Raw genomic sequence first — 25,962 nt, forward strand, 5'->3', positions numbered from 1 at the left:
TCCCGAAGGAGGTTCATCGTTCGACTTGCATGTGTTAAGCACGCCGCCAGCGTTCGTCCTGAGCCAGGATCAAACTCTCCGTGAATGTTTCCGGGCTATCCCGGTAACACACACGAGAGCGGAACAGGAAGCGGAATAGGCTTCCCGTTCACAGCGTCCTCGCTGTGTGTGCCACCCGCACCCTGTGGGCGCCGGTGGACTTTTCAAAGGAACCTCATCCTCCGACATGATGCCGGTGGACGGGGTATCAACATATCTGGCGTTGACTTTTGGCACGCTGTTGAGTTCTCAAGGAACGGACGCTTCCTTTATGCCTGTTTCACCAGGCTCTCCGGGCGCTTCCCTTCGGTCTTGCGTTTCCGACTCTATCAGATCCTCGCGATCCTGATTTCCGCCGGTGCGTTTCGGCCTTTCGGCTTCTGCGCGGTTCCAACCTTACCAGATCCGTTCGGCGTTTCCGCTTTCCGTATCCGGCCCCTGCTGGAGCGGGGCGGCCGTCCGGCTTTCGCTTTCCGGCCTTTCCGACTCTATCAGATCCGATTTTCGTTCCGGGCTTCCGGTGAAGGAAGCTGTCGGTTCGAATTCGAATCCGATTCCCCGTCGGAGGGGGTTGTTCGCGCCTTCCGGCGTGATCACTACTTTAGTGCTTTTTCCCGGTGACGCATAATCGCGCCGACGATCGGAATTTCGGCATGCCGAAATTCATCCCGTCCGGGAGTCGTGCAGTAGTGATGGTGCCGCCGGTGTGGCGTGAGGTGGCTGCCGTGGGACCTGTCGGCTCCGTGGCAACTCGGAGAACACTACACGAGGGGTTGGGGGGCTTCAAACCCGTGCGGGGCAACGGTTCCGGGCGTACCGTGGCCCGTATGACAACACGTGCGCTCGTCCAGCAGTGGTGGCCCGCCTGACGGCGGCCGCCCCAGAGTGCATGTGACAACGGCCGCCGCCTCGGCGGCCGTTTCGCGTATCTCCTCGCAGCCGGCCGGTGGGCGCGGCGGTCCCGGGACCAGTAGTTCGGGAGACGAGAGAGATGACGCGGATCTTCAGTGGTGTGAAGCCGACGGGGCACCTGACCCTGGGGAACTACCTGGGCGCGCTGCGCGGCTGGGCGAACGAGGGCCAGCACCGCGCCGAGGCCCTGTTCTGTGTCGTGGACCTGCACGCGCTGACCGTGGACCACGATCCGGCGCGCGTGCGCCGGCTCAGTCGGCAGGCCGCCACGCTGCTGCTGGCGGTGGGGCTCGATCCGACGCGCTGCACCTTGTTCGTACAGAGTCATGTCGACGAGCACGCGCGGCTGGCGTATCTGATGGAGTGCACGGCCACCGACGGCGAGATGCGGCGCATGATCCAGTACAAGGAGAAGGCCGAGCGTGAGCGGGCGCGGGGCGGGAGCGTACGGCTGTCCCTGCTGACGTATCCGGCGCTGATGGCCGCCGACATCCTCGCCTACGGGACCGACGAGGTGCCGGTGGGCGAGGACCAGGCGCAGCACGTGGAGCTCACGCGGGACCTGGCGACCCGCTTCAACCAGCGGTACGGACAGACGTTCGTGGTGCCGAAGGCGACGGTGCCGCCCGTGGCCGCGCGGGTGATGGACCTCCAGGAGCCGACGTCGAAGATGGGCAAGTCGCACGCCCGTACCGCGGGGATCGTCTACCTGCTGGACGAGGCGGAGACCGTACGCAAGAAGATCATGCGGGCCGTGACCGACGCCGGGACGGACGTCGTGTACGACCGGGCCGGGCGGCCCGGCGTGGCGAACCTGCTGGACATCCTGGCGGCGTGCGGCGCGGGCGGTCCGGAGGAGCTGGCGGGTGCGTACGACTCGTACGGCGCGCTCAAGAAGGACACCGCCGAGGCGGTCGTGGAACTGCTGCGGCCGGTGCGGGAGCGGCACGCGGAGCTCGTCGCCGATCCCGGGTACGTGGACTCCGTCCTGCGGGACGGGGCCGAACGGGCCCGGGCGATGGCGCGGCCGCGGGTGGACGCGGCGTACCGGGCGGTGGGGCTGATGCCTGCGGTGTGAGGCGCGGTGCGGTGGTCCGGGCCCGGGGTCGTGTTCCGGGCGCGGGCTGCCCGGGCGGCGTGGCCACCGGTGCGGGGTAGGGGTGCGGCGGTGGCCACGGCCGCGGGCCAGGACGGCGGCGGGTGAGGGTCAGCCGTTGCCGGAGGCGAGCTCGCGGCTGCGGTCCCGGGCCGCTTCGAGGGCGGCGATCAGGGCCGCCCGTACGCCGTGGTTCTCCAGCTCGCGGATGGCGTTGATGGTGGTGCCGGCCGGCGAGGTCACGTTCTCGCGGAGGGTGACCGGGTGCTCGCCGCTGTCCCGGAGCATGGTCGCCGCGCCGATCGCGGCCTGCACGATCAGGTCGTGGGCCTTGTCGCGGGGCAGGCCGAGCAGGATGCCGGCGTCGGTCATCGCCTCGACGAGGAAATAGAAGTACGCCGGGCCGGAGCCGGAGAGGGCGGTCGCGGCGTCCTGCTGGGACTCCGGGACGCGGAGCGTCTTGCCGACGGTGGCGAAGATTTCCTCGGCGCGGGTGAGGTGGGCGGGGGTGGCGTGGGTGCCGGCCGAGATGACGGACATCGCCTCGTCGACGAGGGCGGGTGTGTTGGTCATGACCCGTACGACGGGGGTGGCCGCGGGCAGCCGCTCCTCGAAGAAGGCGGTGGGGATACCGGCGGCACCGCTGATGATCAGGCGGTCGGCCGGAGTGTGCGGGGCCAGCTCCGTGAGGAGGGTGCCCATGTCCTGCGGCTTCACGGTGAGGATGAGGGTGTCCGCGGACTTGGCGGCCTCGGGGTTGGTGACGGGGGTGACGCCGTAGCGGGTGCGGAGCTGGTCCGCGCGTTCGGGGCGGCGGGCGGTGACCATGAGGTCGGTGGGGGCCCAGCCGCCTCGGATCATGCCGCTGAGGAGGGCTTCGCCGATTTTTCCGGTGCCGAGTACGGCGACCTTATGGGTCATGTTGCGGTTCACCTCGCCGGTGGGGCTGATGGGGATACGGGGTGGCCGGGGGCGGCCTGCGGATGTGCGTTGCGGGACGTTGCGGCCCTGGTCATCCTCGCATCGTGGGGGTTCGGGGGGTGGGGGCGTTCACGTTGTGGGCGGGGGTGGGCGGGGCGGTCCTCGGACGCCGTGATCGCCCGGCGGGCTCGTCCTCAAACGCCGGACGGGCTGCAATGGGCTGGGGCCGGACGCCGGGCCGGGCGCGCTTGAGAGGGCCGGGGCAGGTGCGGCCGCGGAGATCCCTGAAGGCCGTGATCGCCCGGCGGGCTCGTCCTCAAACGCCGGACGGGCTGCGGTTGGCTGGGGTCGGTGCGAAACCGGGCGCTCTTGAATTGGCTAGGGCCGGACGCCGAGCCGGGCGGGGTGGGAGTGGGAATGGTGGGGCCGGACGCCGGGCCGGGTGGGGAGCGGGGCGGGGGTGGTGTGCGCCGGGGGTGTGGAATTGGGCATTCCTGATCGGTGACTCGGCGTTTACATGACGGTTACAGAGGAAGTCGCGCAAAGCCATGCGGTTTTGGACACACTGAAGTTGAGTGTCCAACCAGCGGAGGGGGCCGACGCCATGCGCCGCGTGCTGCTGTTCCTCATGGCAGCGCTGCTGGCGTTTCCCGTCGGGGCCGAGGTCACGTACGGGCGGGCGGCCGGAGGCAGGGGCGGGGCGCAGGCCGTCGACGCCGTCGCGCCGTACGCGTACGAGGACGGCGGCCCGGCGGACTCCATGGCCGAGCACTGCCCGACCGGCCGCGCCGCGCGCTCCGCGACCGGCGCACCGGCCTGCCACCCCGGCGACCAGACCAGGTGCGCGAGCGACCCGACCGTCCCGCCGGCCACCGGCCCCCGCCCGGCGGCTCCGGTCACCGGACGCCGTGCCGTCCCACTGACGCGTTCGGGTCAGCTGCCCATCAGTCATCGCGTGTTCCGCTGCTGACCGGCGTTCGCCGGTGACGCCGACAGCCGGAGCCGGCTGTCGGTAGCCGGTGGCGCATTGCCGACAGCGCCGGTGGCGGGTCGGCAGTCAGGTGCCCCGGGCATTCCCCCGTGCCCGCGCGGCACACCGTTCACGGATCGATCCGGACATCCGTTCCCTCCGCGCGGCGCACGTCCGCGCCGTGCGGTCCGTCGCAACGCCCTGGAGGCATCCTCATGCGGAAATCCACACACATACGCGCGGACTTCACCGCTTCTCTCGTCGTCTTCCTGGTCGCCGTTCCGCTGTGCGTCGGCGTGGCCGTCGCCTCCGGCGTACCGGCCGAACTCGGGCTCGTCACCGGCATCGTCGGCGGCCTGCTCACCGGCTTCCTGCCCGGCAGCAGTCTTCAGGTCAGCGGTCCGGCCGCCGGTCTGACCGTCCTCGTGTACGAGGCGGTGCGGGAGTTCGGGCTGAGCGCGCTGGGGGCGCTGGTGCTCGCGGCGGGCTTGTTGCAGCTCGTCATGGGCGCGCTGCGGCTGGGGCGCTGGTTCCGCGCCATCTCCGTGGCCGTCGTGCAGGGCATGCTGGCGGGCATCGGGCTCGTTCTGATCGCCGGGCAGCTGTACGCGCTCACCGACGCCAGGCCGCCGGGCACCGGGCTCGCCAACCTCGGCGGCCTGCCGGAGCTGGCGGTCGACACGATCTGGTCGGACCAGGCGCTGACCGCGGCGGCGGTCGGCGTCGGCACCATCGCCGTACTGGCGCTGTGGCCCCGGTGGCGGCGCGGGGCCCGCGTCCTGCCGGCGCCGCTGGCGGCCGTGGCGCTGGCCACCGTCACCGTCGCCGCCCTCCGTCTGCCGGTGGCCCGGGTGGAGGTCGAAGGGCTGCTGTCCGTCGTGCAGCCGCCGGACGGTGCGGACTTCGCCCGGCTGCTGGGGGTCGGCGCGGTCGGCACCGTGCTGGCCTTCACGCTGATCGCGTCGGCGGAGTCGCTGTTCAGCGCGGCGGCCGTGGACCGGCTGCACACCGGGCCGCGTACGGACTACGACAAGGAGCTGATGGCGCAGGGCGCGGGCAACGCGGTGTGCGGGCTGCTCGGCGCGCTGCCGATGACGGCGGTGATCGTGCGCAGCGCCGCGAACGTGCGGGCCGGGGCCCGTACGAAGGCGTCGCGGGTGCTGCACGGCGTGTGGCTGCTGCTGTTCGTGGCGGCGTTCCCGGAGGCGCTGGGTGTCGTGCCGCTGGCGGCGCTGGCGGGCGTGCTCGTGTACTCCGGCTGGAAGCTGCTGCCCGTACGGGAGTTCGTGCCGCTGTGGCGGGAGCACCGGGGCGAGGCCGTGGTGCTGGCGGCGACCGCGGTGGCGATCGTGGTGACCAACATGTTCGAGGGCGTCGTCATCGGTCTGCTGATGGCGGTCGCGAAGTCCGCCTGGGAGACGTCGCACGCGCATCTGGAGGTGACGTGGCCGGAGGACGACGAGGCCGGGCCCCTGCACGTACGGGCCCTGGGGAACGCCACGTTCCTGCGGCTGCCCAGGCTGCTGGACCAGTTGGAGGCGCTGCCGCGCGACCGTGCCGCGGTCCTGGACCTGTCCGGGCTGCGGCACCTCGACCGGGCCTGCGCGGCGGCGCTGGGCGGCTGGGCGGAGCGGCGGCGGCCGGCCGGTGATCCGGGCCCCGGTGGTGCCGGGCCCGGGGCGGTGCCGGGGCCGGGGCCGGGGCCGGAGACCGGTCCGGTGCCCGGTGCCGGTTCCGCCACCACGACCATCGCCCCACAGTCCGGACATAAGGGTGGATAAACGCCATTAAGCGGAAGGGGTCGGCGTTGCGGGGCCAAAGGGCCGTAGGGTCGGGGAGCTTGATCCACCCGTTCCACGACCCTAGGAGCCCCGTGATCCGCCGGCCTCTGCGCTCCTGCGGCGCGACCGCCGCGCTCTCCGTCGCCCTGCTGCTGTCCTCCTGTACGAGCGCGACGCGGCTCGACGGCACGCAGGGCGCGGGCAGTGTGCACGACCCGCTCTTCCCCGCCCTCGGCAACGGCGGCTACCAGGTCGGGCACTACGGGCTCGACCTCGACTACGACGTACGCGGCGGCACGCTGGACGCCACCGCCGAGATCAGCGCCACCGCACAGGCCGACCTCGCCTCCTTCAAGCTGGACCTCCAGGGGATGAAGGTGCACGGCGTGCGGGTGGACGGCGCGGACGCCGAGTTCTCGCGCAAGGGGCACAAGCTGACGGTCCGCCCGCGGGAGACCGTGAAGAAGGGCGCCACGTTCCGTACGACGGTGGAGTACGACGGCGCGCCCGAGGAGATGACGGACGCGGACGGCGCGACCGAGGGCTGGGTGCGTACGGAGGACGGGGCGTTCGTCGCGGGCCAGCCGGCCGGGTCCATGACGTGGTTCCCCGGCAACAACCACCCGGGCGACAAGGCCGCGTACGACTTCAGGATCACCGTGCCGGACGGGTACACCGCCGTCGCCAACGGCGAGCTGCGCGGTCGCAGGAGCGACAAGGGCCGGACCACCTTCGAGTGGCACAACGCCGAGCCGATGGCCTCCTACCTCGCCACCGCGACCATCGGGAAGTTCACCGTCCGCGAGTCGCGGACGAAGGGCGGGCTGCCCGTCTACACGGCGGTGGACCCGGCGGAGGCGAAGGAGAGCGCGGGGCCGCTGGGGCGGCTGGACGAGATTCTCGACTGGTCGGTGAAACGGTTCGGCCCGTATCCGTTCACCTCCGCCGGGGCGATCGTCGACCACACGCCCGAGCGGGTCGACTGGGGCGCGCTGGAGACCCAGACCAAGCCGCTCTACGCGGGGGCGCCGGACGAGGGCACGGTCGTGCACGAGACCGCGCACCAGTGGTTCGGCGATTCGGTGACGCCGAAGACGTGGCAGGACATCTGGCTCAACGAGGGTTTCGCGCAGTACGCGGAATGGCTGTGGGAGGAGGACAAGGGCGGCCGTACGGCACAGCAGCAATTCGACGCGCTGTACGAGACCGACGAGGACGACGAGGAAATCTGGGGCTTCCCGCCCGGCGACCCCGGCGACGCGGAGAACGTGACCGGCAGCCCCGTCTACAAGCGCGGCGGCATGGTCCTCCAGCAGCTCCGGAAGGCCGTCGGCGACAAAGTCTTCTTCGCGATTCTCAAGGACTGGCCGGCGGAACACCGCCACGGCAGCGCGGACAGCCGGGAATTCATCGATTTCTGCCAGGACCGTACGGACGTCGATCTGACGGACCTTTTCGACGACTGGCTGTACGGGGACGGGAAACCGGACTGGGAGTTCTAGCCGCGCTTCTTCTTCGTCTTCTTGCCTGCCGGGTTGCCCGTACGTGCCTGCCGGCGCCGCTCGTGGCGCTCGCGTTCGGCCGTGTATTCGGCGCGCCGTACCCGCTCCCCCGGCGCCTCGACGAGGCTGCGGCAGAAGTAGGCGAGCAGCGAGCCGATGAAGCCGATGAGCAGCAGGCTCTGCGCGGACCGATCGGCCGGGCGCTCGGCGGCCGTGGCGTCGGCGGTGCGGGTCAGGCGGTCCCAGGTGCGGCGGAAGGCGACCGCGCTGCACACCGCGAAGCAGGCCACGACCAGGACGTTCAGGAACGAGCCGACCTCGGCGATCGCCAGGCCCTGGAAGGCGAAGCGCAGCACCACCGCGCCGGCCGCGGCGAGCGCCAGGGAGCCGGCGGCGACCCCGGCCCGGCGCAGGCCGTAGCCGCCGTCGTGGTGCACCCAGGTCGTCCCGAAGAAACGGATCTCGGCCGGCTCGGGGCCGGACCGGTCCGGGGCGGGCGGTGTCTCGTCGCTCATGCCGCCGATTATCCCCGGCTCGTCCCCGGCCCTGCCGGTTGCCCGGTTCTATCCGGTTTCAGTTCGCGCAGCGCGGGGCCACCGGGCCGTCGCTGCCGGTGTGGACGTAGCTGTCCGAGACGTACTGACCGGGGGCGATGCAGTCCCAGATGTCGCTGGTGCCGTACGGCCCGCCGACCCGCTCGCCGGAGCGCTGGCAGCGGATGGCGACCCGGGCGCCGTACGGGAGCTGCCGTACGAGGGAGGCCTTGCTGCTCGGGCCGCTGCGGACGTTCAGGCGGTAGCCCGGTGCGACCGGGTAGGTGACCGCGGAGGCCGCCATCGCCTCGGCGGCGACGCCCTCGGCCTCCGTGACCACCTCCGCCTCGGCGACCGCGGCGGCCTCCTCGGCGGCCGTGCCGACGGTGTTCTCCGGTGTGCTGCTCATGTGTGCTCCCCCGTTGCGTGGTTCCGTGGTGCGGGTCGGCCGGTGCGGTACGGCGGGTGCGGTACGGCTGCGGCCGGTGCCCCGCACGCTAGCAAGCCTCACCTGTCCCGTACGCACCATCGACTAGGCTCCGTGCGTCGCATCCGCGGCCCATGGACTCGGGGGTGGGGAGATGCCGCCGGTGCGCGGTTCCGGAGCGGACCCGGAAGCGGAACGTCCGCAGTACGCGGGCCGGTACCGCCTGGACGCACGCCTGGGCTCCGGCGGGATGGGCGTGGTGCATCTGGCCCGGTCGTCGTCGGGGCTGCGCCTGGCGGTGAAGGTCGTGCACGCCGAGTTCGCCCAGGACCCCGAGTTCCGCGGCCGGTTCCGGCAGGAGGTGGCGGCGGCGCGGCGGGTGAGCGGCGCGTTCACCGCGCCGGTCGTGGACGCCGACCCGGACGCCGACCGGCCCTGGATGGCCACCCTCTACATTCCCGGGCGGACCCTCGGCGAGCACGTCAAGCGCAACGGGCCGCTGTCGCCCGCCGAGGTGCGGCGGCTGGCCGCGGGCCTCGCGGAGGCGCTGCGCGACATCCACCGGGCGGGCGTGGTGCACCGCGACCTCAAGCCCGGCAACGTGCTGCTCGCCGCCGACGGGCCCAAGGTCATCGACTTCGGGATCTCGCGCCCCGCGGACAGCGAGATGCGGACCGAGACCGGCAAGCTGATCGGCACGCCGCCGTTCATGGCGCCCGAGCAGTTCCAGCGGCCGCGCGAGGTGGGGCCCGCGGCGGACGTCTTCGCGCTGGGGTCGGTGCTGGTGCACGCGGCGACCGGGCGCGGGCCGTTCGACTCGGACAGCCCGTACATCGTCGCGTACCAGGTGGTGCACGACGAGGCGGATCTGACGGGTGTTCCGGAGGATCTGGCGCCGCTGATCCGGACCTGTCTGGCGAAGCGTCCGTCCGACCGGCCGACTCCGGACGTGCTGATGCGGCTGCTGCACACCGAGGTGCCGACGGAGATCCACGACGATCTGCTCGCGGGCGTCCCCGGCGCGGAGAACGCGCGCGTGCCGGAAGACGTGCGCGTGGCGGAAGACATACGCGTACCGGAAGACGTGCGCGTGCCGGCCCAGCGGGAGCCCGTACGGGTCGTGTCCGCGCCCGCGCCATCCGCCGTGCCCGGTCAGGCCGAGGACACGCATGTACGGGCTCCCGCTGGGCCGGAAGCGGAAGCCGGAGCGGAGGCGAGGACGGGGGCGCGCGCGGGAGCGGGCGCGGAGCCGGACGCCGTGCCTCCCGGGGAGAAAGAGGCGGCGCGCCCCGCGCGTGGCGCCCGCCGCTGGGCCGTCTGGTCCGCCGTGGCCGCGGTGCTCGCCGGTGCGGGGATCTTCGCGGGCGTACGGGTCCTGGGCGCCGAGGACACCCCGGCGCTGCAGACGCACACCCCCGGCGCCGCCGCCGCGGCCTTCCGCCCCTGGCACACCCCGCTGGTCCGGCGGCCCGCCGGTCACCCGGCCGAGATGCCGTTCTGCGCGTACGGGGCGTCCGCCCTGTTCTGCGTCGAGCGGGGGCTGAAGGCCGCGCGGGTCGACCCGGAGCACGGGGCCGTGACGTGGCGGCGGCCGGGCGGGCCGGTCCGCAAGGGCGACACCCCGCCGGGCGCGCCGGTGTTCTCCGGCGGGCTGCTCTACGTACGGACCCCGGACGGCAAACGGCTGGAGGCGCTCGACCCGTCGGCCGGCGGGAAGGGCGCGACACGCTGGAGCAAGGACCTGGCCGGGTACGGCCCGGAGGTGCGGTTCGTGGGCGACACCGTGCTGCTGACCGCGGCGGACGGCATGGTCACCGCGCTGGACGGTGCCACGCACCGGGAGCGCTGGCACCACCGGTATCCGGCGCAGCCGCTCGGGCAGTTCACGGCGTACGGGGACGGCCGTACCGCCTACGCGGCCACCGTCTCGGCCGACGGGGCCACGACCGTGGTCACCGCGATCGACCCGTTGCACGGCTCGCTGCGCTGGGAGCGGCGGCTGCCCGGCTCGCTCACCCTGGCCGGTACGGGCGCGTCCGGCTCGGTCTACCTGACCGCCGCCGACCCGCTGATCGTCACCCGTACCGCGGCCGTCGTGCGCTACGACCCCGGCACGCACGGCGTACGGCGGCTGCCGCTGGACGCGCCGGTGGACGACGCGGCGGCCGTGGTGCGCGGCGAGACGGCTTATGTGCTCGCCGCCGGGGGCACGCTCCAGGCGGTCGGCGACCGGCGCTGGAGCATGGAGACGTCGGTGAGCCGGGGATCGGCGCCGGTGCTCGCCCCGCAGGGCGACCGGCTGTACTTCACCGGTGCCGACGGCCGGCTGCTGGCCGTGGACACCCGGCGCGGCGCGCTGCTCGGCCAGACGCCGCCCCGGCTGGCCACCGGCCGCAGCGGCTACCTGGAGAAGCTGCCCGCGCCGCTGCCGGACCCGCGGCACGGCCGGATCTACGCGGCGGCGCCGGACGGCTCGGTCTTCGCGGCGGACGCGGAGCACCCCGCCCGCTGGTGACAGCGGACGGGGTGCTCAAGAGGCGTGGTTCAGCCCAGCTTGCTCACGTCGCGCACCGCGCCCTTGTCGGCGCTGGTGGCCATGGCCGCGTACGCGCGAAGCGCCTGCGAGACCTTGCGCTCCCGCTTCTTCGGCGCGTACACACCACCGAGCGCCTCCCGGCGGGCCGTCAGCTCGGCCTCCGGGACGAGGAGTTCGATGGTGCGGTTCGGGATGTCGATACGGATCGGGTCGCCGTCCTCGACCAGGGCGATGGTGCCGCCGGAGGCCGCCTCGGGCGAGGCGTGGCCGATGGACAGGCCGGAGGTGCCGCCGGAGAAGCGGCCGTCGGTGACCAGCGCGCACGCCTTGCCCAGGCCGCGGCCCTTGAGGAAGGACGTCGGGTAGAGCATCTCCTGCATGCCGGGGCCGCCCTTGGGGCCCTCGTAGCGGATGACGACGACGTCGCCCTCCTTGACCTGCTTGCCGAGGATCTTCTCGACGGCCTCCTCCTGCGACTCGCAGACCACGGCCGGGCCCTCGAACGTCCAGATCGACTCGTCGACGCCCGCGGTCTTCACCACGCAGCCGTCCTCGGCCAGGTTGCCCTTGAGGACGGCCAGGCCGCCGTCGGCGGAGTAGGCGTGGGCGAAGTCGCGGATGCAGCCGCCGGCGGCGTCCGTGTCGAGGCTGTCCCAGCGCTCGGACTGGGAGAAGGCGGTGGCGGAGCGCTTGCAGCCGGGGGCCGCGTGCCACAGTTCGACGGCCTCGGGGGACGGCGAGCCGCCCCGCACGTCCCAGGTCTTGAGCCAGTCCGCCATCGAGGAGCTGTGCACGGTGTGCACGTCCTCGTTGAGCAGCCCGGCCCGGTACAGCTCGCCCAGGATGGCGGGGATGCCGCCGGCCCGGTGCACGTCCTCCATGTAGTACGTGCCGCCGGGGGCGACGTTCGGCGCGACCTTGGCCAGGCAGGGCACCCGGCGCGAGACCGCGTTGATGTCCTCCAGGCCGTAGTCGAGACCGGCCTCCTGGGCGGCGGCGAGCAGGTGCAGGATCGTGTTGGTGGAGCCGCCCATGGCGATGTCCAGGGCCATGGCGTTCTCGAAGGAGGCGCGGGAGCCGATGCTGCGCGGCAGCACGGTCGCGTCGTCCTGGTCGTAGTACCGCTTGGTGATCTCCACGACCGTACGGCCGGCGTTCTCGTACAGCGCCTTGCGGGCGGTGTGGGTGGCCAGCACCGAGCCGTTGCCGGGCAGCGACAGGCCGATGGCCTCGGTCAGGCAGTTCATCGAGTTGGCGGTGAACATGCCGGAACAGGAGCCGCACGTCGGACAGGCGTTGTCCTCGATACGCAGGATGTCCTCGTCGGAGACGTTCTCGTCGACCGCGTCGGAGATCGCGTTGATCAGGTCCAGCTTGCGGACCGTGCCGTCGACGAGGGTGGCGCGGCCGGCCTCCATGGGCCCGCCGGAGACGAAGACGGTGGGGATGTTCAGCCGCATCGCGGCCATCAGCATCCCGGGGGTGATCTTGTCGCAGTTGGAGATGCAGATCAGCGCGTCCGCGCAGTGCGCCTCGGCCATGTACTCGACGGAGTCGGCGATCAGGTCGCGGGACGGCAGGGAGTACAGCATCCCGCCGTGGCCCATGGCGATGCCGTCGTCGACCGCGATGGTGTTGAACTCGCGGGCGATGCCGCCGGCCTCCTTGATCGCCTCGCTGACGATCCGGCCGACGGGCTGGAGGTGGGTGTGCCCCGGCACGAACTCGGTGAAGCTGTTCGCCACGGCGATCACAGGCTTGCCGAAGTCCTCGCGCGCTACGCCCGACGCCTGCATGAGCGCGCGGGCGCCGGCCATGTTGCGGCCATGGGTGACGGTGCGGGACCTCAGCTCGGGCACGTGGAACCACTCCTCGGGTGCGTCTGGCTCTCGTACGCGGTGTCCGTATGCGTACGGGGACCGTCGAGCCTACGCCCCGGCTCCAAGATCTGGACAGCGAATCCGGCATGTGAGACACGTGACCGCTCCGCGGACGGGCCCGGCGCGGCGGGCGCCCGGCTCCCCGCCCCCGCCCGGTGTCACGACCCGGGCACCCACGTCGGCGACGCCAGGTGCAGCCGCGTGAAGGCCAGGGCCTCCGCGAGGTCCGCCTCCCGCTCGGCCGCGGACATCGCGCGCCGGGTGTTGACCTCGACGACGACGTGCCCGTCGAAGCCGGTGGCGGCGAGCCGCTCCAGCAGCTCGGCGCAGGGCTGCGTGCCGCGCCCGGGGACCAGGTGCTCGTCCTTGTTGGAGCCGTTGCCGTCGGCGAGGTGGATGTGCGCGAGGCGCTCGCCCATCCGGTCGACCATGTGCAGGGCGTCGCTGCGGGAGGTGGCGGTGTGCGAGAGGTCGACCGTGAAGTGCCGGTAGTCGTCCTTGGTCGGGTCCCAGTCCGGCGCGTACGCGAGCATCTCGCGGTCCCGGTAGCGCCACGGGTACATGTTCTCGACGGCGAACCGGACGTCCGTCTCGCTCTCCATCCGCCACACTCCGCGTACGAACTCGCGGGCGTAGTTGCGCTGCCACCGGAAGGGCGGATGGACGACCACCGTCGACGCGCCGAGCTTCTCGGCGGCGTTGCGAGCGCGCTGCAGCTTCACCCAGGGGTCCGTGGACCACACCCGCTGCGTGATCAGCAGGCACGGCGCGTGCACGGCCAGGATCGGCACCCCGTGGTAGTCGGAGAGCCGGCGCAGCGCCTCGATGTCCTGGCTGACCGGGTCGGTCCACACCATGACCTCGACGCCGTCGTAGCCCAGGCGCGCGGCGATCTCGAAGGCCGTCGCCGTCGACTCCGGATACACCGAGGCCGTGGACAGGGCGACCTTCGCATCCGGGATGCGCACCACTGGCTCCGTCACGAGGGACAGGGTACGGGCCGCCGCCGACGGGTGTCGGACGCGCCCTAGCCGGCGGGCAGCTGGTCCAGCCGCCGTAGGATCACGCCCTCGCGCAGCGCCCAGGGGCAGATCTCCAGCGTGCGCACGCCGAACAGGTCCATCGCGGCCTCCGCGACGAGCGCCCCGGCGAGCAGCTGGGGCGAGCGGCCCTCCGAGACGCCGGGCAGCTTGGCGCGCTCCGCACCGGTCATGCCGGCCAGCCGCGGCACCCACTCCTCCAGCGCCTTGCGGTCCAGCTCACGCTGGGTGTAGAGCCCTTCGGCGGACCGCGCGGCACCGGCGATCCGGGCCAGCTGTTTGAAGGTCTTGGAGGTGCCGACGACGTGGTCGGGGGTGCCGAAGCGCGTGAAATCGCTCACCACCCGCGCGATTTCGGCCCGTACGCGCTTGCGCAGCGCCCGTATGTCCTCCGCCTCCGGCGGGTCGCCCGGCAGATCGGCCGCGGTGAGCCGGCCGGCGCCCAGCGGCAGCGACACGGCGGCGTCCGGCTCCTCGTCCAGCCCGTACGCGATCTCCAGCGAGCCGCCGCCGATGTCCAGCACCAGCAGCCGCCCCGCTGACCAGCCGAACCAGCGGCGGGCCGCGAGGAACGTCAGCCGGGCCTCGTCCTCGCCCGACAGCACCCGCAGCTCCACGCCGGTCTCCAGGGCGACCCGGCGCAGCACGTCCTCGCCGTTGGACGCCTCGCGGATCGCGGAGGTCGCGAACGGCAGCACGTCCTCGACGCCCTTGTCCTCCGCGACCTGCACGGCCGCCCGGACCGTCGCCACGAGCCGCTCCACGCCCGTGTCGCCGACCGCGCCGTCCTCGTCGAGAAGTTCGGCCAGCCGCAGCTCCGCCTTGTGGGAGTAGGCGGGCAGCGGACGCGCGCCCGGGTGCGCGTCCATCACCAGCAGATGGACGGTGTTCGAACCCACGTCGAGGACTCCGAGTCTCATACCGATGAACCTACTGCGGGCGGCCGGTAACCGACGGCGAGCCCCCGGCCCCGGGAGAACTTCGCCAGGTGCCGGTCGCCTTACGCTGGAGTCGTGGCTAAGACGAACAAGGCGAAGAAGGAAAAAGCCCTGAAGAAGGCGGAAAAGCAGCGTGCTGCTGCGCGCGCGGCGCAGGAGGCGCAAGGGGCTCGGGCCGACGAGGTCGGCGGCCTGGACTTCGCCCGCGCCTGGGTCACCTTCCCGGACCCCGCCGACGACGAGCAGGTCTTCCGTTGCGACCTGACCTGGCTCACCTCGCGCTGGACGTGCATCTTCGGCAGCGGCTGCAAGGGCATCGAGGCGGGCCGCGCGGACGACGGCTGCTGCACGCTCGGCGCGCACTTCTCCGACGAGGAGGACGAGCAGCGGGTCGCGGAGCACGTGGCGCGGCTCACACCGGACCTGTGGCAGTTCCACGATGTCGGTACGTCCACGGGCTGGACCCAGGAGGACGAGGACGGCGACCGCCAGACCCGGCGCTGGAAGGGCTCGTGCATCTTCCAGAACCGGCCCGGCTTCCCGGCCGGGGCCGGCTGCTCGCTGCACATCCTCGCGCTCCGCGAGGGCCGCGAGCCCCTGGAGACCAAGCCGGACGTGTGCTGGCAGCTGCCCGTCCGGCGCACGTACGACTGGATCGACCGCCCCGACGACACCCGCATTCTCCAGGTCACCATCGGCGAGTACGACCGCCGCGGCTGGGGTCCCGGCGGCCACGACCTGAACTGGTGGTGCACGTCGGCGACCTCCGCACACGGCGCGGGCGAGCCGGTGTACGTGTCCTACGGGCCGGAGCTGACCGAGCTGATGGGCAAGGAGGGCTACGACCGGCTCGTGGAACTCTGCGAGGAGCGCCTGTCCGCGCTGCTGCCGATGGCGCCGCACCCGGCGGACCCGAAGTGACGCGGAGCGGGGGCTGACCGGTCCCGTACGGCGGGTCCGCGCCGTCCCGGCCGCACGGGTCCGTACGCCCCGGCCGCTCAGCCCGCCGGGCCCGGCGGGCTGGGTGACGGACTCGGCTGCGCCGTCGGCTCCCCCGCGGTGGGTGTCGGCGTGGGCGATGTCGACGGCACGCCGGTCGGCTCCGGGTCCGGGGTCGGCGCCGGTGACGTCGGATCGGGCTCGGGCCGAGGTCCGGGTCCGGGGCGCGTCGGTTTGCCGTTGCCCGGCCAGTGGCCGCCGCCCTCGCCCCAGCCCTCCAGCGTCACCGTCGTCCCTCCGGGCGCCAGGGTGACCCGCGCGTTCCAGTAGCCGTCCGGCTCCCGGCCGTGGTCCACGGACACCAGGAGCGTGACGGTCTCCCCCGGCCACAGCATGCCTGCCGCGGTGCTCAGGCGGAGCCACGGGGCGCCCGCCCGCGCCGACCAGTGGACCGGTGCGCCGCCCGACGCGGTGAGCGTGACGGCCGTGCCGCCGTCCCGCGGCTCGGCGGCGACGGTCAGCCGCCCGGGGCCGGTGCCGGAACGGTCCGGCTCGCCGGGCCGCAGCGGCGCCCCGTCCGCGCCGACGACCTGCACCGAGACGGCGGGTACGTCCGGCCAGACGTTCGCCGAGGTCAGATGCGGCGCGGTGGGCGTGCGCTCGGCGCTCGCGTTCTCGTACGAGCGGTCGTCGAACGGGGCGGCGTCCGACTCGCCGGCCGTCACGGCCGGGCCCTCGCTCTCGCCGGTCAGGGGCGCGCCCCGGTAGGCGGCCCACAGGGCGAGCACCGGCGCCGCGAGGACGGTGGCGATCACGGTCGTGGTCACGGCGCGGGTCCGCCGCCGGCGTCTGCGGGCCGTCGGGTCCTTGGGGCGGACGGGGAATCCGCGCCGGTCGTAGCGTGGAGAACCGTTTGCGCCGCCCGAGCGCCCCGTACGCCCGGAGCGTGCCGAGGCGCCCGCGCCCGCCACACCCTCGGCGCGCCCCGAACGCGAGCCCTGCGCCGCCGACATGGCGGTGTGCACGGCCGTGCGCGGGGCGCCGACCAGCGGCAGCGGGCCGTGGTCGAGGGGCGCGGTGCCCGGCCAGGGCCCGTGCGCGGTGGCCCGCTCGGCCGTACGGCGGCACTCCGCGCAGTCGTCCACGTGGCGGACCAGCTCCCGGCGCAGGGCGACGCCGAGCAGCATCTGCGTGTCGGCCGCGAGCTGCGCCACGTCCGGGCAGCGGCCGAACTCGACGACGGCGAGGGCGGCGCTGGTGCGTTCGACCTCGCAGGCGGCGGTGGCCAGGAGGGTGCGGGTGGCTTCGGTGTCGCCGCCGAGGACGGCGGCGACCTCCTCGGCGGACAGGCGGTGGCGTACGGACAGCTCCAGCGCCTCGCGCTGTTCGGGGGTCGTCCCGGCGGCCTCGGGCCAGGCCAGGCCGGCCAGTTCGCGCCGCTGCCGGGCCTCCTCGGCGGCGTCGCCGGACGTCCCGCCGGCGCCGGGCACGGCGTCCAGGCCGCGGGAGGCGCCGGTGCCCCAGGTCGTTTCCGTGCCCGTGCCGGCCGTGGCGCCGCTTCCGCGGTCCGGTCCGCCGTCCTGCGTACGGTCGGCCAGCCGCCGCAGGCAGGCCCAGCGGGCCAGCGCGTACAGCCAGGACCGGTAGAGGCCGGGGTCGGGCGGCCGCCGTCCGTGGTGCCGTTCGGCGACGGCGAGCACCTCGCCGAGGACGGCGGTCGCCGCGTCGTGCTCGCACAGGACGGACAGGCAGTAGGTGAACAGCCCGTCGAGATGGGGCTCGTACCGCTCGGGGAGCCGCGGCCGGTCATGGTGCCGGCCGCCTTCGTGCGCCTGGTGTGCGCCGGTGGCGTGCGTGGGGTGATCGGACCTGCTGCTCATCACCCGGCGACGGTAGGCGGATGATGCAGGCACTATCGCGCCGCATGGACTCTTTTAATCCATACGGGTGACGTTCTCCCTCAAAAGGGGACACCAGGACCTGGTTTCACGCGCGTTTCGGCCTTCACGGCCCGCACACCCCTCCACCTGGCCCGCCCGCCACGCTGCGCCGCTCCCGCCCGCCCCCGGCGTTGTCACACCCCGCCGCTACGGTGAACCCCATGGCGACTCGTAAATCCTCGGCCAAGGAGCGGCCCTCGTACCGCTGCACCGAATGCGGCTGGACCACCGCGAAGTGGCTCGGCCGCTGCCCGGAGTGCCAGGCGTGGGGCACGGTCGAGGAGTTCGGCGGCGCCCCCGCCGTCCGGACGACCGCGCCGGGCCGCGTCACGACGGCCGCCCTGCCCATCGGCCAGGTCGACGGCCGCCAGGCCACCGCCCGCACCACCGGCGTCGACGAGCTGGACCGCGTGCTGGGCGGCGGCCTGGTGCCCGGCGCCGTGGTGCTGCTCGCCGGCGAGCCCGGCGTCGGCAAGTCCACGCTGCTGCTGGACGTGGCCGCCAAGGCGGCGAGCGACAGCCACCGCACGCTGTATGTGACCGGCGAGGAGTCCGCGAGCCAGGTGCGGCTGCGCGCCGACCGCATCGGCGCCATCGACGACCATCTCTACCTCGCCGCCGAGACCGACCTGTCCGCCGTCCTGGGCCATCTGGACTCGGTCAAGCCGTCGCTGCTGATCGTGGACTCCGTCCAGACCGTCGCCTCGCCCGAGATCGACGGCGCGCCCGGCGGCATGGCCCAGGTCCGCGAGGTCGCCGGCGCCCTGATCCGGGCCTCCAAGGAGCGCGGCATGGCCACCCTGCTGGTCGGCCACGTCACGAAGGACGGCGCCATCGCCGGCCCCCGCCTCCTGGAGCACCTCGTCGACGTCGTACTGAACTTCGAAGGCGACCGGCACGCCCGGCTGCGCCTGGTGCGCGGCGTGAAGAACCGCTACGGCACCACCGACGAGGTCGGCTGCTTCGAGCTGCACGACGAGGGCATCACCGGTCTGGCCGACCCGTCCGGCCTCTTCCTGACCCGCCGCGACGAGCCGGTGCCCGGTACGTGCCTCACGGTCACCCTGGAAGGCCGCCGCCCGCTGGTCGCCGAGGTGCAGGCGCTGACCGTCGACACGCAGATCCCCTCTCCCCGCCGCACCACCTCCGGCCTGGAGACCTCCCGCGTCTCGATGATGCTGGCCGTGCTGGAGCAACGTGGGCGCATCGCCGCCCTGGGCAAGCGCGACATCTACAGCGCCACGGTCGGCGGCGTGAAGCTGACCGAGCCGGCCGCCGACCTGGCCGTGGCGCTCGCGCTGGCCAGCGCCGCCAGCGACAGCCCGCTGCCGAAGAACCTGGTCGCGATCGGCGAGGTGGGCCTGGCGGGCGAGGTCCGCCGGGTGACGGGCGTGCAGCGCCGACTGGCCGAGGCGGCCCGCCTCGGCTTCACCCATGCGCTGGTCCCCGCCGACCCGGGCAAGATCCCGGCGGGGATGCGGGTGCTGGAGGTGGCCGATGTGGGCGAGGCGCTGCGCGTCCTGCCCAAGCGGCCGCGCCGGGAGGCGGCGCGCGAGAAGGCGGCGGCCGAGTAGGGCTGGCCTTCCGGGGCGGCGTTCACCGTGTGAGCGCCCGTGGGCGGGTGCCCGCGTGCGGGCAAGTGCCCTGCCCCGCGAGGGGACGGCGTGCCTTTGCAGACAGCCCGTAGCCTGGGCGCCGGTAGACTTTGCCCCGGTCTCGCCTGTCAATGAAGTCATGCCGTCGGCCCGCGCAGCCCGTGAGCTGCGTGACCAAGGCATCTGCCGGGCGGCCTGCGGCACCGACAGACCTTGCGACGGAGGAGTGCAGTGGCAGCCAACGACCGGGCATCGTCGTCTGGTGGCAGGTCCGGCTGGGGGCCGCCCACCCGGAGGTCGGGCGACAGCGGCGGTACGGAGGGTCTGATGCGGGCCTCGCTGAGCGCCGTGGCGCCCGGTACGGCGCTGCGCGACGGCCTGGAGCGCATCCTGCGCGGCAACACGGGCGGCCTGATCGTCCTCGGTTTCGACAAGACCGTCGAGACGATGTGCACCGGCGGCTTCGTGCTGGACGTGGAGTTCTCCGCGACCCGGCTGCGCGAGCTGTGCAAGCTGGACGGCGCGCTGGTGCTGGACAAGGACATCACCAAGATCCTGCGGGCCGGTGTGCAGCTGGTCCCGGACGCCTCCATCCCCACCGAGGAGACCGGCACCCGCCACCGCACCGCGCAGCGCGTCTCGATACAGGCCGGTTTCCCGGTCGTCTCGGTCAGCCAGTCCATGCGCCTGATCGCGCTGTACGTGGACGGTGAGCGCCGCGTCCTGGAGGAGTCGGCGGCGATTCTCTCCCGCGCCAACCAGGCGCTGGCGACCCTGGAGCGCTACAAGCTCCGCCTGGACGAGGTCGCCGGCACCCTGTCGGCGCTGGAGATCGAGGACCTGGTCACGGTCCGGGACGTCACCGCGGTCGCCCAGCGGCTGGAGATGGTGCGCCGGATCGCGACCGAGATCGCCGAGTACGTGGTCGAGCTGGGCACGGACGGCCGGCTGCTCTCCCTCCAGCTGGACGAGCTGATCGCGGGCGTCGAGCCGGAACGCGAGCTGGTCGCCCGCGACTATGTGCCCGAGCCGACGGCCAAGCGCTCCCGTACGGTGCCGGAGGCGCTGTCCGAGCTGGACGCCCTCAGCCACGCCGAGCTGCTGGAACTGCCCATCGTGGCCCGCGCCCTGGGCTACAGCGGCTCGCCCGAGACGCTGGACTCGGCGGTCTCGCCGCGTGGCTTCCGGCTGCTGGCGAAGGTGCCGCGGCTGCCGGGCGCCGTCATCGACCGGCTGGTCGACCACTTCGGCGGGCTGCAGAAGCTGCTCGCGGCGAGCGTGGACGACCTCCAGGCGGTGGACGGGGTCGGCGAGGCCCGCGCCCGGTCCGTGCGCGAGGGCCTGTCCCGGCTGGCGGAGTCGTCGATCCTCGAACGGTACGTGTAGGGCGGTACGCGCCTGCGGCCGTCCGGCCGGTACGGGGAGCCGGTCGGGGCGCCGGCCCGTACGGGCGTACGTACCGGTGTACGTACGCCCGAAGGCCCGGAGCCCCGAAGGGGGGTCCCGAAAAGCGGGGCCCCGGGGCCGGAGGCCGGTGCGCCCCCGCCGCGCGTCACCCCCGCAGGAGCGCCTCCTCCTTCTCCGGCGCCAGCCCGACCACCGGCCGGCCCGGCAGAGGCGCGCGCAGCGGCGGCGGCCCGTCCAGCTCCCGCATCCACGCCCAGGTGTCGGCCACCGTCCGCGCGGCCGGACGGCAGCGCAGCCCGGCCCCGAGCACCTTGGTCACGTCACCGCAGTGGATGGCGTCGTACAGCTCGCCCGGCGGCAGCCAGATGGGCAGCTCCGTCCACGGGGCGATGCCGGCGGCGAGGATCTTCTCCGGTTCCGTCCAGCGCAGTTCGGCGTCGGAGCCGGTGACCCGCACACAGGCGTCCAGCAGTTCGCCCATCGTGGTGTGGCCCGGCTCGCTGATCAGGTTGTACGGGCCGGACAGGCCGGTCTCCGCGGCGTGCAGAATCCATTCGGCCAGGTCGCGGACGTCGATGAACTGCAGGCCCACGTCCGGCCGGCCGGGCGCGAGCACCGGTCCGCCGCGGGCGATGCGGGTCAGCCACCAGGGCAGGCGGCCGATGTTCTCCCACGGCCCGAGGATCATTCCGGCGCGGGCCAGCACCGTCCGGTCCTCGCCGAAAGCGTCCAGTACGGCCAGTTCGCCGCCGCGCTTGTCCTCCCCGTACGCCACCGGGCCGGCGTCCGGGGAGCCCTCCACCAGTCTGCTGTTCTCGGTGTGGCCGGGCCCGGCCGGTGGCGCGTACACCGAGCCGGTGGACACGTACACATACCGTCCGGCCCGGCCGGCCAGCAGCCGCGCGGCGTCGCGGACCGCGGTCGGCGCCCCGGCCCAGGTGTCCACGACGACGTCCCAGGTGCTGTCGGCGAGCGCGGCGAGAGTGGCCGCGTCGGTGCGGTCGCCGTGCACGGCGGCCGTGCCGGGCGGCGGCGCGTGCCGCCCGCGGTGGAAGACCGTCACCTGCCAGCCACGGGACTGCGCCGCGTCGGTGACCGCGCGCCCCACGAACTCCGTACCGCCCAGTATCAGTAGCTTCATGGGGCCGACTGTGCCGGATCATGAGCGGCGGCGGAACGGCTGCACGCTCACAGCGCAATCGCCGCCGCGGCCGGGCCGGACTCCGTTACGGGGCCCGCCACTGGCGGCACGTCAGTCCGCGGCGACGGGCCGGGCCTTGGCCACGGCTCAGCCCTTGGCCAGCTCGAAGGTCGTGCGCACCGCGGCCAGCCCGCCCACCTTGGCCTCGACCTGGTACGTGCCGGGCGCGACCGGGTCGGCTTCCGCCGTCGCGCACTGCGAGGTGCTGGGCTTGCGGTCCCATTCCACGGTCCGCGTGATCGAGTCGCCCGCCGCCACCTGTACGGGCGCGGTGCCGCCCCCGCCCGGCGGGCAGTCGCCGGAGGACCACACGCGCTCGTCGCCGTCGTCCCCGGTGATAGTGAGCGCGGCGTACCCGCGCCCCAGGTCCACCTTGCAGGCGCTGTCGGCCGAGTTCTCTATCGTGACCTCGAACTTGGGCTTCTCGCCGGGCTCGTAGGTGCTCTTCAGGCTGCGCAGCTTCAACTCGGTGGTGGCCTGCGCGCAGTTCGCGAGCGCCGAGCCTGCCCGTACGGTGCCGCCGCCCTCGCCCAGGGGCGCGCCGCCGGAGCCCGGGGCGCCGCCGCTGCCGCCACTGGAGCCGCCCGCGCCGCCACTGCCGCCCGTACCGCCGCCGGAGCCGGTGGCGGCACCGCCGGTGCCCGACTCGTCGCGGCCACCCGGTTTTTGACTGATCCCGGATTCCGTCGCGTTCGGGCCGGGGGTGATGGACGTCGCGGGCCCCGGCACGCCCGGCCCCTTGCCCTCGCTGCCGGTCTTCCCGTCGTCGCCGGACCAGTTGAGGGCCCACACCACCAACAGGACGAGCAGGGCGAGGACGGCCAGCGCAACGGCCCTCCGCCGCCAGTAGATGGAGGAGGGAAGCGGCCCGATCGGATTGCGCAGAGATCCCACGCGGAAACTCTACGAGAGATCAGCTGTCACACCGGCCAGTACCCGCCGCACGAAGCTGCAACTTTTCACATCATCATCCTGGAACGGGTCCACGGCGGCGCCGACGACGTGCTCCCGCCGTGCCCGCGCGACGGCCCGCCGCACGGTCCGCACCCCGCCGGCCACCCGCTTTCGCCGGGCGTTCCCCTTGACGATGCTCAGGTGCGGCTTTCCCGTAACAGTCCGTACCGTATGCGTTCATGTACAGCACCGATCTCTATCGCGACGTCACCGACTTCGCGCACGACACGCCCGGCTGGATTCATTCACTGGCCGCGGGCGGCACGGAAGGCGGCATCCTGCTGCTCATGGCCCTGGCCGTACTGGGCTGGTGGCGGTCCCGCAAGGGCGAGGAGCGGCTGGTCGCGCTCGCGATCCTGGTGCCGATCGCCACGGCGGTCGCGTATCTGGTGAGTGAGATCGTCAAGAGCTTCGTGCACGAGGAGCGGCCCTGCCGGGCCGTGGCGGGCGCCGCGACCTCCATAGTCCAGTGCCCGCCGCAGGGCGACTGGTCCTTCCCCAGCAACCACTCCACGATCGCGGCGGCGCTGGCCGTCGGCATCGTGTTCGCCTGGCGCGCGCTGGCCTGGCTGGTGCTGCCGATCGCGCTGCTGACCGGCTTCTCGCGGGTGTTCGTCGGTGCGCACTACCCGCACGACGTGGTGGCCGGCCTGGCGCTGGGCACCCTGACCGCGACGCTGTGCGTGACGCTGCTCGCCCGGCCGCTGACCACGCTGGTCGTACGCATGGGGGCGGGGCGCTGGAAGGTCCTGGTGCGGGCGTAGCCGGTTCCACGGCAGGTGGGGGCGTTCCTCGGTGGCCCGGGATGCCCCCGGCGGGCACCGCGCCCGTACCGCGCCCCCGGTCACGGCGCGTGCCACTCCTCCTTGTGCCCGAAGCCGCGGCCGTTGTCGATCAACCGCAGCCAGTCCGGGCGGACTTCCCAAAGTGCGGTGCGTTCCAGTGCCGCGGCGAGCCGGTCGTCGGCCGCCACGAAGGGAAAGCGCTCCAGGTACGTACGCCACCCGGCCGCGCGGTCCGCGCCCGCCAGCCGTCGGCAGACGCCCCGGCCCTGCACCCCGGTCAGCGCGGTCCACTCCTGGCCGTCGCGCTGGGCCGTGAAGGCGACCCGGGCGCCGGGGCCGGTGTCGCCGGCCCGCGCGAGGGCCCGGCCGTGCCGGGTGGACTCCGCGGTGACGAGGACGAGCGAGGGCGCCGGCCCGTCCGCGGTGGCGTAGAGGACGGCGCAGGCCTGCGGCCCCTCGTCGTCGGTGTACGCGAGGGTCAGCGTCGTGTGTGCGGCCAGGGCCCGGCGGATCGTGTCCGGGCAGTCGCCTGCGGTGGTCATCGCGGCTCTCCCGCCGGTCTGGTCGGCATCCACATCATGGGGACATCTTCGCCCCTCGCGCCTCACGGGCGGCCCATCGGCCCCGGTCCGGGCGGGCGCGCGTTCCCGCGAGCGGGTGGGCGCGTCGTGGCGCGCGCCCGGTGCGTTTCACGGCGGAGCGCCGTCGTGCCAGGATCGGCAGTGCCATGACTTCCACTCCTGCCGCCACCGGCGCCGCCGCTGTCACCGCCGCCAACGAAGCCGCCGAAGGGGCCCGGCTGCACGGCCCCGTCACCGACTGGTTCGACGAGCACGCCCGCGACCTGCCCTGGCGCCGCCCCGAGGCGGGCGCCTGGGGCGTGATGGTGAGCGAGTTCATGCTGCAGCAGACGCCGGTCAGCAGGGTGCTGCCGGTGTACGAACAGTGGATGGCGCGCTGGCCGCGCCCCGCCGACCTGGCCGCCGAGCCGCCCGGCGAAGCGGTACGCGCCTGGGGCCGCCTCGGATACCCGCGCCGCGCGCTGCGCCTGCACGCCGCCGCCGCTGCCATACAGGAACGTCACGGCGGCGACGTACCGCGCGAGCACGCCCAGCTCCTCGCGCTGCCCGGCATCGGCGAGTACACGGCGGCGGCCGTGGCCTCCTTCGCGTACGGGCAGCGGCACGCCGTACTGGACACCAACGTCCGCCGGGTGTTCGCGCGCGCCGTCGACGGCCGCCAGTACCCGCCGAACGCCACCACCGCCGCCGAACGCAAGCTGGCCCGCGCGCTGCTGCCGCAGGACGAGGAGACCGCGGCCAAGTGGGCCGCCGCCACGATGGAGCTGGGCGCGCTGGTGTGCACCGCGCGCGGCCCGGAGTGTGTGCGCTGCCCGATCTCGGCGCAGTGCGCTTGGCGGCTGGCGGGCTCGCCCGCGCACGACGGCCCGCCGCGCCGCGGCCAGACGTACGCCGGTACGGACCGCCAGGTGCGCGGCAAGCTGCTCGCCGTACTGCGCGAAGCCGTCGGGCCCGTACCGCAGTCCGTCCTGGACGCGGTGTGGGACGAGCCGGTGCAGCGCGCGCGGGCGCTCGACGGCCTCGTGTCCGACGGTCTGGTGGAACCGCTGGCCGGCGGCATGTACCGCCTGCCGGCGGGCCGCAGCGCACCCTGAGGACAGCGGCCGGCTGACGGGCCCGACGCCCCGGCCGCCCACCTCATGACCGCTCTGTGACAGCCGGGGTCGTGCGGTGCCCCGCGGCAGCTGCGTACCAGCTCTTCGGGCCGCCCCCGCTGTCCCTCAGGAGGATGACGCATTTCGGGCGCCGGTCCGTCGCAGGTATGACCCCCGGCGCGCTGTTACACAACCGACGGTTTTCCGTGCACTCTCTGTGGGGCCCTCGCACATTACGCCGCAACACCCCCTCCGTAGCGTCTTCCTCGTGCTGGAGATGACCACCAGCGCGGTCAACGTGGGGAAGCGCAAGCGGATCGGAGGCGTCGGGATGGCGACCAGCGGCGGCAAGGTACTGGACTTCGAAGAGTACGTGCGGACGCGGCAGGAGGCCCTGCTGCGCAGCGCCCGGCGCCTGGTACCCGACCCGGTCGACGCCCAGGACCTGCTCCAGACGGCCCTGGTGCGCACCTACGGGCGCTGGGACGGCATCGCCGACAAGTCCCTCGCCGACGCCTACCTCCGCCGCGTCATGATCAACACGCGTACGGAGTGGTGGCGCGCCCGCAAGCTGGAGGAGGTGCCCACCGAGCAGCTCCCGGACGCCAGCGTCGACGACGGCACCGAGCAGCGCGCCGACCGGGCCCTGCTGATGGACATCCTCGGCGTGCTCGCGCCCAAGCAGCGCAGCGTCGTCGTGCTGCGACACTGGGAGCAGATGAGCACCGAGGAGACCGCGGCGGCGCTGGGCATGTCCACCGGTACGGTCAAGAGCACGCTGCACCGGGCCCTGGCCCGGCTGCGCCAGGAGCTGGAGAATCGCGACATCGACGCGCGGATGCTGGAGCGCGGCGAGCAGGAGCGGGAGCGGTGCGCGGCCTGACCGGCTGC

General features: G+C 73.4%; 21 protein-coding genes and 1 rRNA gene. 11 read left to right on the plus strand and 11 right to left on the minus strand.

Annotated features, from left to right (window positions below):
* Positions 1-85, minus strand: a 16S ribosomal RNA gene (locus ACFV57_RS09085); the annotation flags it as partial.
* Between the two features lie 945 nt (positions 86-1,030).
* Between ACFV57_RS09085 and trpS the strand changes: the two genes are divergently transcribed.
* Positions 1,031-2,029: a tryptophan--tRNA ligase gene (gene trpS, locus ACFV57_RS09090; protein ID WP_385227564.1), complete on the plus strand. Its 999-nt coding sequence runs from the start codon at positions 1,031-1,033 to the stop codon at positions 2,027-2,029.
* Positions 2,030-2,158: 129 nt separating this feature from the next.
* Here the strand turns inward: trpS and proC are convergent, their stop codons facing one another.
* Positions 2,159-2,968, minus strand: a complete 810-nt coding sequence (proC, locus tag ACFV57_RS09095; RefSeq protein ID WP_385227567.1) for a pyrroline-5-carboxylate reductase — start codon at positions 2,966-2,968, stop codon at positions 2,159-2,161.
* Between the two features lie 571 nt (positions 2,969-3,539).
* Here proC and ACFV57_RS09100 point away from each other — a divergent pair.
* From ACFV57_RS09100 to ACFV57_RS09110, 3 genes are all read left to right on the plus strand, one after another.
* A complete protein-coding gene (locus ACFV57_RS09100) occupies positions 3,540-3,938 on the plus strand; it encodes a hypothetical protein (RefSeq protein ID WP_385227570.1) in 399 nt (132 codons plus the stop codon).
* A 215-nt stretch (positions 3,939-4,153) separates the two neighbouring features.
* Positions 4,154-5,719: a SulP family inorganic anion transporter gene (locus ACFV57_RS09105; protein ID WP_385227573.1), complete on the plus strand. Its 1,566-nt coding sequence runs from the start codon at positions 4,154-4,156 to the stop codon at positions 5,717-5,719.
* A 92-nt stretch (positions 5,720-5,811) separates the two neighbouring features.
* Complete coding sequence (locus ACFV57_RS09110; protein WP_385227576.1) at positions 5,812-7,221, plus strand: M1 family metallopeptidase; 1,410 nt, start codon at positions 5,812-5,814, stop codon at positions 7,219-7,221.
* Here the strand turns inward: ACFV57_RS09110 and ACFV57_RS09115 are convergent.
* Both ACFV57_RS09115 and ACFV57_RS09120 read right to left on the minus strand, forming a co-directional pair.
* Entirely contained in the window at positions 7,218-7,736 is a 519-nt protein-coding gene (locus ACFV57_RS09115) for a hypothetical protein (RefSeq protein WP_385227579.1), read from the minus strand. The genes ACFV57_RS09110 and ACFV57_RS09115 overlap by 4 nt on opposite strands.
* A gap of 58 nt (positions 7,737-7,794) precedes the next feature.
* The gene (locus ACFV57_RS09120; protein WP_385227582.1) at positions 7,795-8,163 is read right to left on the minus strand and encodes an SH3 domain-containing protein; all 369 of its coding nucleotides are present in this window, start codon (positions 8,161-8,163) and stop codon (positions 7,795-7,797) included.
* A gap of 172 nt (positions 8,164-8,335) precedes the next feature.
* Here ACFV57_RS09120 and ACFV57_RS09125 point away from each other — a divergent pair, with 172 nt between their 5' ends.
* The gene (locus ACFV57_RS09125; RefSeq protein WP_385227585.1) at positions 8,336-10,696 is read left to right on the plus strand and encodes a PQQ-binding-like beta-propeller repeat protein; all 2,361 of its coding nucleotides are present in this window, start codon (positions 8,336-8,338) and stop codon (positions 10,694-10,696) included.
* Between the two features lie 29 nt (positions 10,697-10,725).
* On the opposite strand, the gene ilvD is transcribed toward ACFV57_RS09125, so the two are convergent.
* The 3 genes from ilvD to ACFV57_RS09140 all read right to left on the minus strand — a co-directional run bounded on the left by ilvD (position 10,726) and on the right by ACFV57_RS09140 (position 14,557).
* Positions 10,726-12,576: a dihydroxy-acid dehydratase gene (ilvD, locus tag ACFV57_RS09130; protein WP_385227588.1), complete on the minus strand. Its 1,851-nt coding sequence runs from the start codon at positions 12,574-12,576 to the stop codon at positions 10,726-10,728.
* A gap of 179 nt (positions 12,577-12,755) precedes the next feature.
* The gene (locus ACFV57_RS09135; protein ID WP_385228042.1) at positions 12,756-13,568 is read right to left on the minus strand and encodes a sugar phosphate isomerase/epimerase family protein; all 813 of its coding nucleotides are present in this window, start codon (positions 13,566-13,568) and stop codon (positions 12,756-12,758) included.
* 56 nt (positions 13,569-13,624) lie between these two features.
* Positions 13,625-14,557: a Ppx/GppA family phosphatase gene (locus ACFV57_RS09140; protein WP_385227591.1), complete on the minus strand. Its 933-nt coding sequence runs from the start codon at positions 14,555-14,557 to the stop codon at positions 13,625-13,627.
* 93 nt (positions 14,558-14,650) lie between these two features.
* On the opposite strand from ACFV57_RS09140, the gene ACFV57_RS09145 reads away from it, so the two are divergent.
* Positions 14,651-15,496 (plus strand): hypothetical protein, encoded by an 846-nt coding sequence (locus ACFV57_RS09145; RefSeq protein WP_385227594.1) that lies wholly within the window; start codon positions 14,651-14,653, stop codon positions 15,494-15,496.
* Positions 15,497-15,573: 77 nt separating this feature from the next.
* Here ACFV57_RS09145 and ACFV57_RS09150 read toward each other — a convergent pair whose 3' ends face one another.
* Positions 15,574-17,394: a sigma-70 family RNA polymerase sigma factor gene (locus ACFV57_RS09150; RefSeq protein WP_385227597.1), complete on the minus strand. Its 1,821-nt coding sequence runs from the start codon at positions 17,392-17,394 to the stop codon at positions 15,574-15,576.
* A 221-nt stretch (positions 17,395-17,615) separates the two neighbouring features.
* Between ACFV57_RS09150 and radA the strand changes: the two genes are divergently transcribed.
* Positions 17,616-19,028, plus strand: a complete 1,413-nt coding sequence (gene radA, locus ACFV57_RS09155; RefSeq protein ID WP_385227600.1) for a DNA repair protein RadA — start codon at positions 17,616-17,618, stop codon at positions 19,026-19,028.
* A 252-nt stretch (positions 19,029-19,280) separates the two neighbouring features.
* Complete coding sequence (disA, locus tag ACFV57_RS09160; RefSeq protein WP_385227603.1) at positions 19,281-20,435, plus strand: DNA integrity scanning diadenylate cyclase DisA; 1,155 nt, start codon at positions 19,281-19,283, stop codon at positions 20,433-20,435.
* 166 nt (positions 20,436-20,601) lie between these two features.
* Here disA and ACFV57_RS09165 read toward each other — a convergent pair whose 3' ends face one another.
* Positions 20,602-21,597, minus strand: coding sequence for an NAD-dependent epimerase/dehydratase family protein (locus ACFV57_RS09165; RefSeq protein WP_385227606.1), 996 nt, complete (start codon positions 21,595-21,597; stop codon positions 20,602-20,604).
* Positions 21,598-21,744: 147 nt separating this feature from the next.
* Complete coding sequence (locus ACFV57_RS09170; protein WP_385227609.1) at positions 21,745-22,551, minus strand: hypothetical protein; 807 nt, start codon at positions 22,549-22,551, stop codon at positions 21,745-21,747.
* Between the two features lie 239 nt (positions 22,552-22,790).
* Between ACFV57_RS09170 and ACFV57_RS09175 the strand changes: the two genes are divergently transcribed.
* A complete protein-coding gene (locus ACFV57_RS09175) occupies positions 22,791-23,375 on the plus strand; it encodes a phosphatase PAP2 family protein (RefSeq protein ID WP_385227612.1) in 585 nt (194 codons plus the stop codon).
* An 80-nt stretch (positions 23,376-23,455) separates the two neighbouring features.
* On the opposite strand, the gene ACFV57_RS09180 is transcribed toward ACFV57_RS09175, so the two are convergent.
* Positions 23,456-23,938 carry a pyridoxamine 5'-phosphate oxidase gene (locus ACFV57_RS09180; protein ID WP_385227615.1) on the minus strand — a complete coding sequence of 161 codons (483 nt, stop codon included), beginning with the start codon at positions 23,936-23,938 and terminating at the stop codon, positions 23,456-23,458.
* A 185-nt stretch (positions 23,939-24,123) separates the two neighbouring features.
* On the opposite strand from ACFV57_RS09180, the gene ACFV57_RS09185 reads away from it, so the two are divergent.
* Positions 24,124-25,071, plus strand: a complete 948-nt coding sequence (locus ACFV57_RS09185) for an A/G-specific adenine glycosylase (RefSeq protein WP_385227618.1) — start codon at positions 24,124-24,126, stop codon at positions 25,069-25,071.
* 331 nt (positions 25,072-25,402) lie between these two features.
* Positions 25,403-25,954 carry a SigE family RNA polymerase sigma factor gene (locus ACFV57_RS09190; RefSeq protein ID WP_030023568.1) on the plus strand — a complete coding sequence of 184 codons (552 nt, stop codon included), beginning with the start codon at positions 25,403-25,405 and terminating at the stop codon, positions 25,952-25,954.
* Positions 25,955-25,962 lie beyond the last annotated feature (8 nt).

Source organism: Streptomyces sp. NPDC059788 (assembly GCF_042732265.1).
Taxonomy (GTDB): domain Bacteria; phylum Actinomycetota; class Actinomycetes; order Streptomycetales; family Streptomycetaceae; genus Streptomyces.